Source organism: Oceanimonas sp. AH20CE76, from assembly GCF_039654065.1.
In the GTDB taxonomy this organism is placed as follows: Bacteria; Pseudomonadota; Gammaproteobacteria; order Enterobacterales; family Aeromonadaceae; genus Oceanimonas; species Oceanimonas smirnovii.
Genome location: NZ_CP155481.1, coordinates 1,700,904 through 1,715,419 on the forward strand (window position 1 = coordinate 1,700,904; position 14,516 = coordinate 1,715,419).

The 14,516-nt window shown below is 51.4% G+C and carries 10 protein-coding genes; 2 read left to right on the top strand and 8 right to left on the bottom strand.

The window, feature by feature from the left end; genetic code table 11:
- The first annotated feature begins 327 nt into the window (after positions 1-327).
- On the top strand, positions 328-3,267 hold the full coding sequence (gene rne / locus N2M06_RS08335; RefSeq protein WP_346350513.1) for a ribonuclease E: 2,940 nt from the start codon (positions 328-330) through the stop codon (positions 3,265-3,267).
- A gap of 170 nt (positions 3,268-3,437) precedes the next feature.
- Here the strand turns inward: rne and N2M06_RS08340 are convergent, their stop codons facing one another.
- The 3 genes from N2M06_RS08340 to N2M06_RS08350 form a co-directional block, all read right to left on the bottom strand.
- The gene (locus tag N2M06_RS08340) at positions 3,438-3,923 is read right to left on the bottom strand and encodes a low molecular weight protein-tyrosine-phosphatase (protein WP_346350514.1); all 486 of its coding nucleotides are present in this window, start codon (positions 3,921-3,923) and stop codon (positions 3,438-3,440) included.
- Between the two features lie 61 nt (positions 3,924-3,984).
- Positions 3,985-5,154, bottom strand: coding sequence for an RNA-guided endonuclease TnpB family protein (locus N2M06_RS08345; protein WP_317075586.1), 1,170 nt, complete (start codon positions 5,152-5,154; stop codon positions 3,985-3,987).
- Positions 5,154-5,495 (bottom strand): hypothetical protein, encoded by a 342-nt coding sequence (locus tag N2M06_RS08350; protein WP_317075585.1) that lies wholly within the window; start codon positions 5,493-5,495, stop codon positions 5,154-5,156. The genes N2M06_RS08345 and N2M06_RS08350 overlap by 1 nt, the downstream gene beginning before the upstream one ends.
- Positions 5,496-5,552: 57 nt before the next feature.
- Here N2M06_RS08350 and tnpA point away from each other — a divergent pair, with 57 nt between their 5' ends.
- Entirely contained in the window at positions 5,553-5,981 is a 429-nt protein-coding gene (gene tnpA / locus N2M06_RS08355; RefSeq protein WP_317075584.1) for an IS200/IS605 family transposase, read from the top strand.
- A gap of 68 nt (positions 5,982-6,049) precedes the next feature.
- On the opposite strand, the gene N2M06_RS08360 is transcribed toward tnpA, so the two are convergent.
- The 5 genes from N2M06_RS08360 to N2M06_RS08380 are packed head-to-tail and all read right to left on the bottom strand — an operon-like array spanning position 6,050 to position 14,406.
- Positions 6,050-6,766, bottom strand: coding sequence for a SprT family zinc-dependent metalloprotease (locus N2M06_RS08360; protein WP_346350515.1), 717 nt, complete (start codon positions 6,764-6,766; stop codon positions 6,050-6,052).
- Positions 6,766-9,864, bottom strand: coding sequence for an HsdR family type I site-specific deoxyribonuclease (locus N2M06_RS08365; protein ID WP_346350516.1), 3,099 nt, complete (start codon positions 9,862-9,864; stop codon positions 6,766-6,768). Before N2M06_RS08365 ends, N2M06_RS08360 begins: the two co-directional genes overlap by 1 nt.
- A gap of 2 nt (positions 9,865-9,866) precedes the next feature.
- Complete coding sequence (locus tag N2M06_RS08370) at positions 9,867-12,374, bottom strand: DUF262 domain-containing protein (RefSeq protein WP_346350517.1); 2,508 nt, start codon at positions 12,372-12,374, stop codon at positions 9,867-9,869.
- Positions 12,371-14,203: a DUF262 domain-containing protein gene (locus N2M06_RS08375; RefSeq protein WP_346350518.1), complete on the bottom strand. Its 1,833-nt coding sequence runs from the start codon at positions 14,201-14,203 to the stop codon at positions 12,371-12,373. The genes N2M06_RS08370 and N2M06_RS08375 overlap by 4 nt, the downstream gene beginning before the upstream one ends.
- A complete protein-coding gene (locus N2M06_RS08380) occupies positions 14,182-14,406 on the bottom strand; it encodes a hypothetical protein (protein ID WP_346350519.1) in 225 nt (74 codons plus the stop codon). Before N2M06_RS08380 ends, N2M06_RS08375 begins: the two co-directional genes overlap by 22 nt.
- Between the last annotated feature and the right edge of the window lie 110 nt (positions 14,407-14,516).

Sequence of the window (14,516 nt, forward strand, 5' to 3'; positions counted from 1 at the left end):
CTACCACCGAAGCCGGTGTTTTTGCTGCAAAAAAGGTGCCTTGCTATGGTTGTGGGTAAAGTGTGATAATGCAGAAGATTTTCGCGCTTTCCCGGTTGGGGAAGCGCACACAAAAACCCCGGAAACACCGTCAGGTTCGCGACCTTTGGGCTTTTCTCCCCTTTTGACGTGAAACACACCTGAAAAATGCGCCTCATGCGTAGCCAGCCGGGAGGCTGTAACGACTACGCTAAAAGACCCGAGGCCGGTGTCGGTCGGAACCTGACGGGTATTCCGGGGAATCTGAACACTGTAAAAAACAGTAAAAACATATAAAAAGAGTACTAAATGAAAAGAATGCTAATTAACGCAACCCAGGAAGAGGAGTTGCGCGTTGCCCTGGTGGACGGGCAAAGGCTGTATGATCTCGATATTGAAAGCCCCGGCCACGAGCAGAAAAAAGCCAACATTTACAAAGGCAAAATCACGCGGGTAGAACCCAGCCTGGAAGCCGCCTTTGTTGACTACGGTGCCGAGCGCCACGGCTTTTTGCCCCTCAAGGAAATTGCCCGCAACTATTTCCCTGAAGGCTACACCTATCAGGGTCGCCCCAACATCAAGGAAGTGGTCAAGGAAGGTCAGGAAGTTATTGTTCAGATTGATAAGGAAGAACGTGGCAACAAAGGGGCTGCGCTTACCACCTTTATCAGCCTGGCCGGCTCCTACCTGGTACTGATGCCCAACAACCCCCGTGCCGGTGGTATCTCACGCCGCATCGAGGGCGACGAGCGCACTGAACTGAAAGAAGCCCTCTCCCGCCTCAAGTTGCCCGACGGCATGGGCCTGATTGTGCGCACCGCCGGTGTGGGTAAATCCGGTGAAGAGCTGGAATGGGATCTGAATGTACTGAAAGCCCACTGGGCTTCCATTCAGGAAGCCGCCGACAGCCGTACCGCTCCTTTCCTTATCCATCAGGAAAGCAATGTCATTGTGCGCGCCATTCGCGACTACCTGCGCCGGGATATCGGTGAAATTCTTATCGATAACCCCGTGGTATTTGAACGTGCCAAGCAACACATTCAGCTGGTGCGCCCCGATTTTGTCAACCGGGTGAAGCTGTATGAGGGCGACGTGCCCATGTTCAGCCACTACCAGATTGAGAGCCAGATTGAATCCGCGTTTCAGCGGGAAGTGCGCCTGCCGTCCGGCGGCAGCATCGTTATTGACCCCACCGAAGCGCTCACCTCCATCGATATCAACTCGTCCCGGGCCACCAAGGGCGGCGATATTGAAGAAACCGCGCTGCAGACCAACCTGGAAGCGGCAGAGGAAATTGCCCGTCAGCTGCGCCTGCGCGATCTGGGCGGCCTGGTGGTGATCGACTTTATCGACATGACACCAGTGCGCCACCAGCGTGAAGTGGAAAACCGCCTGCGCGACGCCGTGCGGCAAGACCGTGCCCGCATTCAGCTGGGTCGTATTTCCCGCTTTGGTCTGCTGGAAATGTCTCGTCAGCGCCTGCGTCCGTCTTTGGGCGAGTCCAGCACCCATGTGTGCCCCCGCTGTCTGGGTCAGGGTACCATTCGCGACAACGAATCCCTCGCCCTGGCCATTCTGCGCCTGATCGAGGAAGAAGCGCTGAAAGACAATACCGGCCAGATCCACGGTCAGGTACCGGTGGACGTAGCCGCCTATCTGCTCAACGAAAAGCGCAAATCCATTGCCAATCTGGAAAACCGCTACAAGGTTGATATTTTCATCATTCCTAACGAGCAGCTGGAAACCCCGCACTTCGACGTAACCCGGGTGCGCAGCAGCGATGTGGAAGACGTCACCAGCTTTGAACTGAAAACAGAGGTAGAGCAAACTGCCTATCAGCCGCGCCAGCATGAAGCCGCCAAAAAAATTGAGCAGCCGGTCCTGCAGGGCTTTACTGCCCCCGCTCCGGCTCCGGCAGCGACCAGCCCGGCGGCAGTAAAACCGTCTCAGCCCAGCCAGCCCGGCCTTCTGAGCCGGCTGTTCAGTACCATTGCCGGCTGGTTCAAGAGCAGCGAACAGCCGCAAGCCTCTGCCACACAGGAGCAGACTTCTGCCGACCGCAACGAGCGCAGTAACAACCGCAACCAGCGTAACGGTGAGCGCCAGGACCGTCGTCAGCGCGGAGATCGTCGCAACAACAACCGTAACCGCAAGCCGCGTGATGAAGAGCGCAACCAAAAGCCGGCCGTCGCCGCCGCGCAGGACAACACCGAGCAGCAACCGAAGGCCGAGCGTCCGCGCCGTGAACGTCGCAAGCCCCGTCGTGAGCAGCAGCCCGAGCGCGCCGCCCGTCAGCAGGAGCAGCAAACGGCTCAGAACGTGCCGCAACAAACTCAGGCCCCTGCCCCGCAGCAGGAAGCACAACAGGAGCAGGCACGTGAACAGGCCGTGGCCGAGCGCCGCGAGCGCCGTCAGCTGCGCAAACAGGTACGTCTCGACAGTGAGGGCCGCACTCAGGACGCCAAGCCCGCACCCGAGAAAACCCGTGAGCCCGAGCAAACCGCTGCACCTGCCAGCGAGCAGCCTCAGCCGCACAAGCGTGCACCCAAGCGCAAGCGCATCAATGAAGACAGCCGTCGTCGCCGCCGGGAAGAAACCATTGCTGCCCTGATTGAGCGCGAAGGTGAAGAAAAATGGGTAGCTTCTGAAGCCACTCAGGCCGAGCAACAGCCAGCTCCTGTGCAACCCGAGCCTAAACCGGCTCAAGAGCCGGCTAAGGCAGAGCAGCCTGTGCAAGAACCGGTTAAAACCGAGCCCGAGCAGCAACAGCCTGAGCCGCAAGCCGAAGAAGCCAAGCCGGATGTAGTTCAGGAAGTGGTAGCTCAGGACGAAAAAGCTCAGCCACAAGTGAAAGCAGAAGAGCCCAAAGCGGTACAGGAAGCACCGACAGAGCCTGCAGTTACTGCAGAGCCAGTGGCAGAAGCTGTACAGCAAACCAAGGCCGAGCCTGAAGCAGCGCCAACAGCTGAACAGGAAACCAAGGCCGAGCCTAAAGCAGCTGCAGCGCCAGAAGAGCCCGCTGCTGCGCAGCCTGCCAAAGAGGCAAAGCCGGCTCCTGTGGCACTGGGTCGTTACCTGGCTGCCCGCAAGGCCTCGGCACCCATGGCCAAACCCCCGGTAGTGGAAGCAGCACCTTATGTGAAGCCCGACTACCCGCCTCTGGTACGCGAGCCCATCGCCACCAGTGGCCGCCAGGGCGGCAGCATCAACGCTACCAATCAGGCCTCGGCCCCCATGGCCAAACCCTGATCACAGTGCGCTGACAGAAAAAGGCTCCCTCGGGAGCCTTTTTATATTCCGTGGCTTATCTGCGACACCCCGTCATTTGTAGATTGGGATGAGCATGGCGAATCCCAACAATAACAGACAAACCTGCAATCTTTCTTGAAGCCTGTTGCACAGGCTCTGCCAGCTACATGCTAGCCCTTAATCTGCCTAAGCACCCCATCACAGGCGGCTTCCACCAGATCCAGCACCTGCTCAAACCCTTGATCTCCACCATAATACGGATCCGGCACCTCCTGCTCGGGGCCATCGGCAAAGCTCAGCAACAGCTTCACCTTGTGAGCATGCGCCGGCGGACATAGTTTCTGTAAGTCCCGCAGGTTTTCCTTGTCGGCCGCCAGCACCAGATCAAAACGGGCAAAATCATCCACCGTCACCTGACGGGCACGCATACCGGAAAAGTCGTAGCCCCTCGCCTCACCCGCTGCTCTGGCGCGTGCATCCGGCCCGTTACCGGCGTGAAAACCAATGGTCCCCGCCGAATCAATCTCCAGCTCTACCCCCGCCTGTTGCGCCTTATGACGCAACACCGCCTCGGCAGTGGGCGAACGGCATATGTTGCCCATGCACACTGTAAGCACTTTGTATTTTTGGTTATTTTTTAACTGTTGTTCAAACATGCTGCATTCCTTTACGTTTTTGTGACTGCTCCCCGTCCTGACGGACGAGGCTTCCAACTTCTTAGGCTGCAACCGGCGCGTGGCTGGATTTACGCAAGCCTCCATTGGCAGGAACCGACAGTCCTTCGGCCCGTAGTTTGATTATACCCTGCTGGCGGATATTGATCGCGGCATTTACGTCGCGGTCAAGCTCTATTGCACAATTTGGACACGACCAGTTACGCACCGACAATGGTAGGGTGTCTACCTTGTGCCCACAGCAGGAGCAGGTCTTGGAGCTGGCGAACCACTGGTCTATTTTGACCAGATGCTTGCCTTGTGCCTTGGCCTTGTACTCCAGCTTCTGGATCAAGCTGAACCAGCTGGCATCAGCAATATGCTTCGCCAATTTCCGGTTCCTCAGCAGGTTTTTTACTTTCAGTGTCTCGACTATCACCGCTTGATTTTCGTCAATGAGTTGTCGGGACAGGTTGTGCTGGAAATCAGCACGGGTATTCGCAAGGCGCTCGCACGCCTTAGCCAGTTTAAGCCGTGCCTGCGCACGACCTTTGCTACCCTTCTGGCAGCGCGATAGGGCTTTCTGTTTGCGTCGCAAGTTCGACTGAGCGCGTTTCAGGAAACGGGGATTCGCTGTCTTATTCCCCTCCGAGTCGATAGCAAGATGGGTAAGTCCCATATCAACGCCCAGCACGGTATCAACGGTGTGCAATAGGGCGGGTACTCCCATCCCATCTTCGACCAACAGCGCGGCGTAGTATTTCCCTGTCACGGTGCGTGACAGAGTGATGCTTTTGAGCTTTCCGGTCAGTTCGCGGTGTACTCGCGCTTTGATTCGACCCAGCTTGGGGATCTTGATCCAGTTTTCACCCGCACTGACGCTCATGCAGTGGTAACTCGACTGCTTGCCGTGCTTGCGCTTGAACTTCGGGTAACGCGCCGGGAGCTTCGGATCGAAGAAATTCTGGAAGGCTTTGTCGAGGTTGATACACGCTTGCTGTAGCGCAATCGAGTCAAAGGCCTTGAGCCAGTGGTATTTGCGAGACTTCTTAGCCACTGCAAGCAGCGGCTTGAGGTCTTTCTTGGCCTTCAGCTTTAAGCCGTGGCGCTTGTACTGAGCACTGATGATGTGCAAAGCCTTGTTGTACGTAAAACGGACAGCACCAAACTGCTGATTTAAAAAATCAGCTTGCTCAGGCGTTGGGTAAATACGTACTTTTGTGGCTTTTAGCATTATCGCCCTGACTGCTCCAATCCTGCCCGCAAGATAGCCTGTGCTCGTTTAACGCCTCTTACGTGCTCAAGGGCAACCACATTCGGATCGCAGAGACACAGTTCACGCTTTAGCTTGACTGCTGTGTTTGGATTTGTGAATAGGTTGATGTCACCACAGTTGATACGGTCGAGAAACTCTTTACAAGCAGCTTCAACATCTTCACGAGGGTTAGTCGATAGTTTGGCCGCATACAGGTAGCCATCCATATAAAGATCAATGAGACCACAGTGCGCACAATAGAAATCAACCTTGGGCTTGCCTGAGTTGGAGACTCCATTGATCTTGAACTGGTATAGCATATTTCACCCCTCATGCTTAAACTACCTGCACTATAAGCCTATTAGGACATATTTCAAGTGAGTGTACAGAATAGAAAACCGCTTGCCGACTATCTACGTAAACGTCACAGCGTGACCAAGCTGATAGTACATCTGGTGTTTACCACCAAGTACCGCCGTAAGCTGTTTGACGGTTACATGATTGGACAACTGCGTGAAGCGTTTGAGTCTGCTTGCGAAAAACTGGAGTGTGAATTGCTGGAAATAGATGGCGAAGCAGACCACGTACACTTGCTAGTCGCATACCCTCCAAAGCTGGCGGTCAGTGTTATGGTGAACAACCTGAAGTCGGTGTCATCACGCCGGATACGGATTCTCAATACACACATACCTCGGCAAAGCAAAAATTCAGCGCTCTGGTCACGCTCCTACTTTGCCTGTAGCGCCGGCGGGGCGGCTATCGAAACACTGAGAGAATACGTGCAGAGTCAGGCTACACCAGAATAGAACCGCTGCGCGGTTCCCGCTTGTATCCCCGCCCGATTGGGCGAGGGTTTACGCGGGTTTTGCTAAAATCAATATTCCCACCGCTCATGGCTGAGCGGTCCTTTGTTCAACAGGGCTTTGCGCTCCTGCCAGTCGGGCAGGTAACGATCCATAAATTGCCGAAAACGCTCGTTATGGTGGCGCTCCAGCAGGTGAACAAGTTCATGCACCAGTATGTATTCCAGGCATTCCGGGGGCTTCTTGGCAAGCTCCAGGTTAAGCCAGATGCGTTTGCTCTGAATACTGCAACTGCCCCACTTGGTTTTCATCTTCTTTACGCCCCAGGCGGCGGCTTCTACACCCAGTACTGGCGTCCAATAGTCCAGCAGCTCACTGATGTGGCGCTTCATTTCGGCACGATAAAAGCTATCCATCACCCGAGCCTTGTTATCCCGCCTGGTGCCGGGATTAACCCAAAGGTGCAGCTTGCTGTTGCTCTGACGAGTGATTTCGTGGCGACCGGTGCGCTCGGTCAGTTCCAGCCGGTAACGTCTGCCCCACAGATAGTGGGATTCGCCACTTACCATTTCCCGTTCCGACTGGCGGGGTTGATCAATAAAGCCCTGCTGCTGCTTTTTAATCCAGGGAATGCGGCTGATCACCGCCATGCGAACGGCAGTGTCAGTCATTTTCTCGGGTGCGGATACCCTCACCCGGCCATCGGGTGGTAACACGCTGATATGCAGGTGCTTGATGGCCTTGCGGTTCAGCTGCACTGCCAGGCTGCCAATATGCATCACTGGCATCAGTGATAATCCTTCTGGGCCTTGGCCAGCTCCATCACCTGCTTGATGTCCACATCATAACCGCTGGTTTCTTCACGTACGGCGTTGGCAATTTCCCGCTCCTTGAAACGATCACCCACCCAGTCCGCCTTCTTGGTAAAGCGGATGGCGCTGTCAATTTTGGTAATCAACACTTCATCCCGGCCCAGGTTGTCGTACAGGGCGCGTTTGGCCAGGGTGTCCATGGCACTGGGATAGTGGCTGCCACTCTGCTCCGGCTTGGTCACCTTGCTGGCCAGCGCCCGGATTTGCTCCAGATATTCCTGATAAGACAGCGCCTGTTGCCGCCGTTGCTCTATCAGCTCATCCAGCAGCACCGACATGCGCTCGTAATATTTGGGGTTAACCGGGTTCTCATCCACTATGGTCTTGCGCACGTTATTCTCTATCGCTTCTGCCATCGCATCCTGGTTGTTGGCCAGCCCTTCCGGCAGCGCCTTGATCAGATCGTCCCCCTGCTTTTGCACCACCAGCTCGATCAGGCCCAGCTCTTCAAAGTCCATTAATACTTCGCTGTCGTCGGCGCGGATATACATATCCAGCAAGTAACGCATGGCCGGCTCAAACCGTTTCATGTCCAGGGCATCACCACTGCCTTGCTTGACCTCGTCGCGCACTTTTTCATAGTGAGCCACTTCGGCACGGATCTCCTCGATATCACTCAGTGCGTAACCGGCAGCGGGCATTTCATTGGCGATATTGGCAAAGGCACGCAGCAACTTAGCCACGCTCTGGTAAAGGGTCAGACGCAGGGCTTCCTTCTCGGTCAGCTCGTCCTGATTCTGCCCCGACACGCCACAAAAGTAATGCAAATAATCGGCGGTGCCACGGGGGGAGCGCACCGGCTCGCACAGGGCGCGCACCATCTCCAGCGCGGTTTCCAGGTCTTCTCTGGCTTGCACCAGCCGGTCTTTCAGCAGGCCGGCCACATCTTCCTTGTCGTAGCCGTCAAAGGCACCGGCAGTGTAATCGGTAATGGCCTTGTCCAGGGATTTGAACAAGTCCTTGTAGTCGATGATGTAGCCATATTCTTTGTCGTCACCATCCAGACGATTTACCCGGCAAATGGCCTGAAACAGGTTGTGATCGGCCATTTGCTTGTCGATATATAAATAAGTGGCTGACGGCGCATCAAAGCCGGTAAGCAGCTTGTCTACCACTATCAGCAGGCGCATTTGGCCTGGCTCTTCGATAAAGCGCTTTTTCACCTGCTTTTCAAACAGCTCGGCCTTGCTCATCGCCTCCTGCTCGGTGGTGCCGAAGTGTTCTGCCAGCATCTTGCGATAAATGTCGTACTTGAACAGCTTTTCGGTCAACCCTTCACCGCTTTCTTCTCCCTTGATGCTGGCGGCCGTTGGCTGATAACTGGTCACAATAGCCACCTTGCCCGCCAGATCTGTCTGGCTGAACATTTCGTAAGCCTTGCAGGCCTGATATACGCTGGCACACACCAACATGGCATTACCTTGCCCGGCTGCCAGGCGAGGCCGCTTTTTCATATCCAGCCAGATATCCGCCACTATTTTCTCCAGCCGCGACTTGCTGGAGAGAACTTTCTGCATTGTTCCCCATTTTTGCTTGAGCTGGGTTCTGGCCAGGTTGGAAAGCCCCTGCGTATTGACATCAAACCACTCATCCACCCGTTTTGGCGAAGTCAGTTGTTGATCGATATCCCGCGCCTCGTAGCGCAGATCTAGCACCACGCCGTCACTCACGGCTTCGTCAAACTTGTAGGTGTGAATAAAGGGGCCAAACACTTCCACCGACTTTTTCTTGTCCTTTTTCATCAGCGGCGTGCCAGTAAAACCGATAAACATGGCCTCGGGCAGTATGACCTTCATCGCCTCATGCAGCTTGCCCGACTGAGTGCGGTGGCACTCATCCACAAACACGAACAGCTCACCCTTGGCACTAAAGTCGCTGGCCAGTGCCGCTTTCAGCTCTTTGATGAAGTCCTCGGTGGCGGCTTCACCCTCTTCTTCGCCTTGCTGGCGGCCAAACTTGTGTACCAGTGAGCACAACAGCCAGGGCGTGGACTGGTTCAGAGTGGTCAGCAGATCGGCACCACTTTTGGTGCGGTAGATTTCTTCCTCTACACCGCTGAACACCTTTTCTATCTGCTCGTCCAGCTCGGTGCGATCGGTCACGATCAGCACGCGGGCGTCTTTCACGTTTTCCCGAATCCACTTGGCCAGCCACACCATGGTCAGGCTTTTGCCCGACCCCTGAGTGTGCCAGATGATGCCGCCCTCCTTGTTGGCAATGTGCGTTTTGGCGGCCTGAATGCCAAAGAACTGGTTGTGACGGCAGGTCTTTTTTACCCCGGCATCAAACACGATAAAGTTATGGATGATTTCCAGAAAGCGCGACTTTTCGCACAGCCGGGCCAGGTGCCAGTCCAGCGGGTTGCCATAAGGGTTAGGCGCGTCTTCTTTCCATTCCAGGTAGTAGCGCTCCGGCGTTTCTATGGTGCCGTAGCGCAAACCCTGAGTGTCGTTGCCGGCCATCACCAGTTGCATGGTGGTGAAGAAGTTGCGGATAAAGTCCTTTTTCTGGTTATCCAAGTTCTGGCGAATGCCCTCACTCACCGACACCGAGGAACGCTTGAGCTCCAGCACGCCCAGGGCAATGCCATTCACATACAGCACTATGTCCGGGCGTTTCTTGTTCTCGCCTTTAATGGACACTTCTTCAGCAATAGCAAAGTGGTTGGCCTGCGGGTTTTGCCAGTCAATCAGCCATACCGTCTGCTTTTGCTCACCGGCGCTTTCCTTGTCTTTCACGCCATAACGCAGCAGCCGGTACACCTCCTTGTTGGCGTAATAGAGCTGCTTGCCCTCGCCCAGCGCCGCTGCTGCATCCAGCTGGCGCAGCGCCCGGTTAATAAGCGCCGGGCTCACGCCCCGTTGTTGCAGCCAGGCTTCCAGCACATCGGCCTCAATATTGCGGTTGCCTTCCCTGTCCTGCCAGTTGCCCAGGTAGTCATAACCCAATTCATTCTGAAAAAACCGCACTACCCGATTTTGAGTCTCGCGCTCGAGCTGGCCGACGTTACTCATAATTAAAGCTCCCCTAAAGCAGTGCAGAAGTAAAAGGTTTGCTGTTTGATTTTCTCTATATCTGGTTGTTCACAATACCACGCATCATCTTTACCACTATCTTCAAGCCGGCTAAAGCCATGATATTTCAACACATTAACAAGTCCAGCTGGATAATCATTGACCCCTTGTGCTTTAAATCCAATTAAAAAACTCAAATTTAATTTTTTAATCGTCATTTGATAATGCTGTTCATGAAGCTTATACCCAGTTATTTTAATTACTGCCCCATAATCACGAGATTTTACTGATTCCAAGTTAAGCAAGGAAAAAGGCTGCAATTGATTTCTATGCTTTTTAAGTTCAAGCTCTAAAACCTTAGTAAATAGTTCACAATGGTAATGATTTCGTTGTGACTGGCTCAGCAGGACAGTTTCATCAGGGTTATGAGCAATAAAACCTTGAGTGCAGTAATCGAAAAGCTCTGGGTACCTGATCAATGCGGCTCGCCAAGGCTCTAAAGCTCCCTCTTCTGAAGAGTCGGTTTTAAGCACATGTTCACAGATCGCCTCAAGCGAAGTCTGTAAGTCATCTTTTATGAAAAGTGGATCGTCCAATACCGCTTTTACAAAAATCTGCTTTGCCTCATCAAATAAATTGCCAATACGCAACCTACGACGCCAACTGTGGTCTCGCGGAATGTTGTTACGAGTATCACGACTATGCAGCAAGTTGAACCGGTTACGTGATGCTTGGGTAAAGTAAACCCCCTTGCTGAGCACGGCTCGCTCCCAAGCATAATTTATTTCCGCTGAGCTTTGGCTAATTTTATTGAACACAGCAGCCAGCACTTCAAAATAGTGAGCAAACTGATCAAAATACTGGTTATCCTGAACATCGCTCCAATTACAGTCGTTCTGTTCTCGGTAGTAATCTAATATACCCGAGAAGTTTAAAATACAACCAATTTGCCCATTAAAGAAAGCGTGACGTTCTGCTTCAAGAATGGATTTTTGCCAGCGCTTGGACTTCAATATCAAGTGCGCTTTTATTTTTTCTTCCAGCACCTGCGCTGAGGAAAAAGCAGCTACTTTACAGTCCTTTTTTAACACCTCGAGAGTCGGCATATCAAGCTGAATTAGATCATGAATGGAGAATAATCTATTGTAGAAGTCAGTCGGAGAGTCCGTTATGGTGTTTTCAACAAGATTGTAGATTACCCGCATCCAGTTATTAAGCTCTGCAAGGCTTTCGCTCTTACTCATATCTTTTAATTTTTCTAGATAATTATAAAAGGCAAAGAAGCGAAGTTTATCGTCATAATTGGCGTTATTGCTTATAATACGCTTAAAAACATCCTGCTCAGAGTAATAACTGTCACTATGTAAATAGGGTTTAATCTTATTGTCATCTAACCCATTTGCATAAATAAGGTCAATCGTATCGATGAAACGCTCAATCATTGCCTGGCTGAAACAACCTAACGCTTCATAACTTGACAGCGAAGGTTCTTTCAATCGTCCAGCTGAGCCAAATAAAGCCTGTGTTAGTTGAGAAAGCTGATCAGGTTGTTCCTTGCGTTCTAACAGTGCCTGCACCACAATCAGAAAGCGGAAAAAGTGCATAAACTCATCGTCAAAAGCATCATCTGCTGAGCTTGTGTTACGATAAGGCCAGAACAAGTCAGCCCAGTCGGTGTCGATTTTATGAATAAAATACTCATAACCTGTCACCAACTCTTCACGAAAAGATAAACGATATTTCGGCCAAGGCTGATCAAACGCAATGATATGTTGCTCCAGTTTAGCTTTAAAGTTTTCAAAAAACGTGAGCGGCTTACCACGCGCATTCATTTTAATATACAGTTCATCCGATAAACCAAAGGAATGCAGATCCAAAAACTGGAAAGTAATACACGGATTACACTCATCGGCAAGACGCTCAAACAAACCCGCTTCATGACCTGCAAAATGCTCCTGAATAGCATCAAGCATACACAGACAAGCCTGTACGGTTGGGTCCTGCTGCCAGGAAAGATAAAACCACTGACAATCACAGATGGTTTCGCTGATGAGCGCATCACCTAATGTTAATTCGCTGACCACCAAAGCATTGAAAAACTCGTTACTGCTGGGACGAGTTTTATAGGTAAATCGAGACTGGCCATCTGGTAGTACAAACTGCTGTCGGAACGCCTCAATACGACCATCGGCCAATGCCAGATACCAGTGCAGTAAAAACAGTGTGGTCAGACGTTGTTGACCATCGAGCACCGAAAACGCCTTGCTAACGCCTGCATCATCCTCGCTAACGCTACTGCTTTGATAATTGCCATAAACAAAATCCAGATCCAGCGTTTGTTTACCTTCGCTGTTGCTTTGAATCAGGGACTGGTACAGGGAGCGCAAGAAAAGTGACCGCACCTCAGACTCTTCCGGCCTGCCTTGTGCATAGTCACGTTGTAAAATCGGAATCTCGATGCGATCAACGCGGTTAAACAAACTAAAAAAACTCAGACTTTCACCGCTCATGCATGCACTCCTTTGCCGCAAAATAAGCCGTAAATACTTTCTACCATTGCTTGCTGATGATCATCACTGTCTCTGGCTTCCCAATACAGCATCTTATCCACCTGCTTACTGTAGTATTTTAAAAACACATTTTTCGTACATAGCGGCACAAAGGTTGCTTTCTTATCCAGTGCAATGATGGTGGCCCGCTTAATTGGGAAAACGGCATTCTGATAACTACGGTTGGTAGCACTGTCGAGCAGAGTTAAATTACCGATCGAATGATCGGTCTCGTCGTCGCTTGATGGGTCATACAGAGCTAACACTCGTTGGTACAGCCCCTCGAATTGGTTATCATTAAAACCTGTAGCATTAAGCAAGGTATCAGCATCATTTTTTATTGCAATCGCAATACTGTCATCTTCTTTATTATAATTTTCTGCGTACCGAATATGATCTTCGGAAATATAAGCGATCACCTGTTCCAGCCAATTTTTCTGTTTATTTTTATCAGCGGGCATATCCGATGCTACTGAACGGATGTGCTCAATATCCCAGTTATCTTGCTTGTATTTATCAAACTGAAAGCGCGCATTGGTTACCGGATTAGCCAAAAGGCTTGCAATATTAAATAACAATAGCAGCCGGCGAATTCGTGCTGCATCGCCGTTATAAGTCAACTCAGCCAGCTGGGCCTCAATCACCGAATAAGACAACTTATCCAGTACCTTGGTTGAAAAGGTCAACTGAGCGATCCGTTCAAGCAAGCACTGGCGAAATTCGTGTTTACTGGCACAGCTTTCGCTTAGTTCAAATAGCGTGGCGATAGCATCGCCCTGAGAAACCAGATAGCCAATTAAATGAAACAGTGCCTTATCGTTGTACCACTCTTCCAACGTCATAAAGCATTGCTTTACCCTTAGCCACTCTTTAGCCACATCGACCGCATCTTCCCTCTGGCTTTTACTCAGGCGCTTATTAAATTGCAAAAATACTTTCAGCTTATCGTTTTCAAGGATACCTTCACTACTCAGAGTTCTGGCAGCTAATGCCAACACAAACTCAATACGATTAGAAGTCAGCGCCCGATTACTGACAAAATACCAAAAAGCATCGTCTTGCAAACGCTTTTCGATGGCATCCCATTCTTGGGAGATCGATAGCTGTTGTAAGTGTGTGGCCGAAGATCCTTTTGTGGAAAAATTAGCCGAGCGCAAAAAAAGAGCTTTCACCAGTTCAGCATTAACTAGAGGAATCTTCCCCATATTAAGGCGAGTGAACACATCAATCACATTCTCAGATTCTGGCACTTGATACCAGATAACCTTCACCTTATTCAGAAACACCGATTCAATATCATTAATACGATGAATCTTGTTTTTAAACCACTCACGGATGGTAGTAAACGCCTGATGGATAAAATGAAAGTCGACATTCTTCTCTTTCTTGCTCTCATCCAGATCCTGCAAATACTCACGACTTTGCGGTCGGGTTTCATACTCCAATGCATATAGCTGTTTTCTGAAGTCCTCGGCAAAGCGACTATTAAAATAGCCCAAAATGAGCAAAATAGTGGTCAGCCGTTGCTGGCCATCGACCAGCTCCCACATTTGTTCCTCTGGCACGTTCTGTATGGACCGAACGATTTTTTTCTTAACCACCACAGGTTGCAAACAGTAAAAATCATATTCTTTGGGCTGTTTGCGGTCGCAGAACTCGTAAACATCCTCTAGCAGCTCAATCACTTGCCGAGACGACCAGCGGTAACCGCGTTGATACGATGGAATGAAAAAAGACAGTTGCAGCAGATCGTTAATAGGTTTAAGTGTCAGCTCAGCGTGTTGAGACATCCCTGCTCCTTAGTTATTTTTCCCTGGCTGCACAACCAGATTTTACCGATGAACAGTTGCTGCATCATGTCCTGCTTGAGATCGCGGGTTTTGGCCAGCCGCTCTTCAAGCGCCAGAGTTTCTTCGTCCATATTGGACAGGATGGCGGTCTGAAAAAAACTGACTTGCCGGTTTTGTGTATCACACAGCCCTACTGTTTCCATTTATCCGTGCTCCCTGTCGCTCTCGCGGCTGGCTGTGCCGCCAGGATTATGTTTGTTTATACAGTGAAGAGCTGCTCCTTGCGTAAGCTGCCCTGTTGTTGACGCCCTTA

What these genes read in the sequence shown, in the direction of transcription:
- N2M06_RS08370 (WP_346350517.1), bottom strand. Translation starts at nt 12,374, where the DNA reads ATGAGCGGTGAAAGTCTGAGTTTTTTTAGTTTGTTTAACCGCGTTGAT.
- N2M06_RS08340 (WP_346350514.1), bottom strand. Translation starts at nt 3,923, where the DNA reads ATGTTTGAACAACAGTTAAAAAATAACCAAAAATACAAAGTGCTTACA.
- N2M06_RS08360 (WP_346350515.1), bottom strand. Translation starts at nt 6,766, where the DNA reads ATGCCAGTGATGCATATTGGCAGCCTGGCAGTGCAGCTGAACCGCAAG.
- rne (WP_346350513.1), top strand. Translation starts at nt 328, where the DNA reads ATGAAAAGAATGCTAATTAACGCAACCCAGGAAGAGGAGTTGCGCGTT.
- N2M06_RS08380 (WP_346350519.1), bottom strand. Translation starts at nt 14,406, where the DNA reads ATGGAAACAGTAGGGCTGTGTGATACACAAAACCGGCAAGTCAGTTTT.
- N2M06_RS08375 (WP_346350518.1), bottom strand. Translation starts at nt 14,203, where the DNA reads ATGTCTCAACACGCTGAGCTGACACTTAAACCTATTAACGATCTGCTG.
- N2M06_RS08350 (WP_317075585.1), bottom strand. Translation starts at nt 5,495, where the DNA reads ATGCTATACCAGTTCAAGATCAATGGAGTCTCCAACTCAGGCAAGCCC.
- N2M06_RS08365 (WP_346350516.1), bottom strand. Translation starts at nt 9,864, where the DNA reads ATGAGTAACGTCGGCCAGCTCGAGCGCGAGACTCAAAATCGGGTAGTG.
- N2M06_RS08345 (WP_317075586.1), bottom strand. Translation starts at nt 5,154, where the DNA reads ATGCTAAAAGCCACAAAAGTACGTATTTACCCAACGCCTGAGCAAGCT.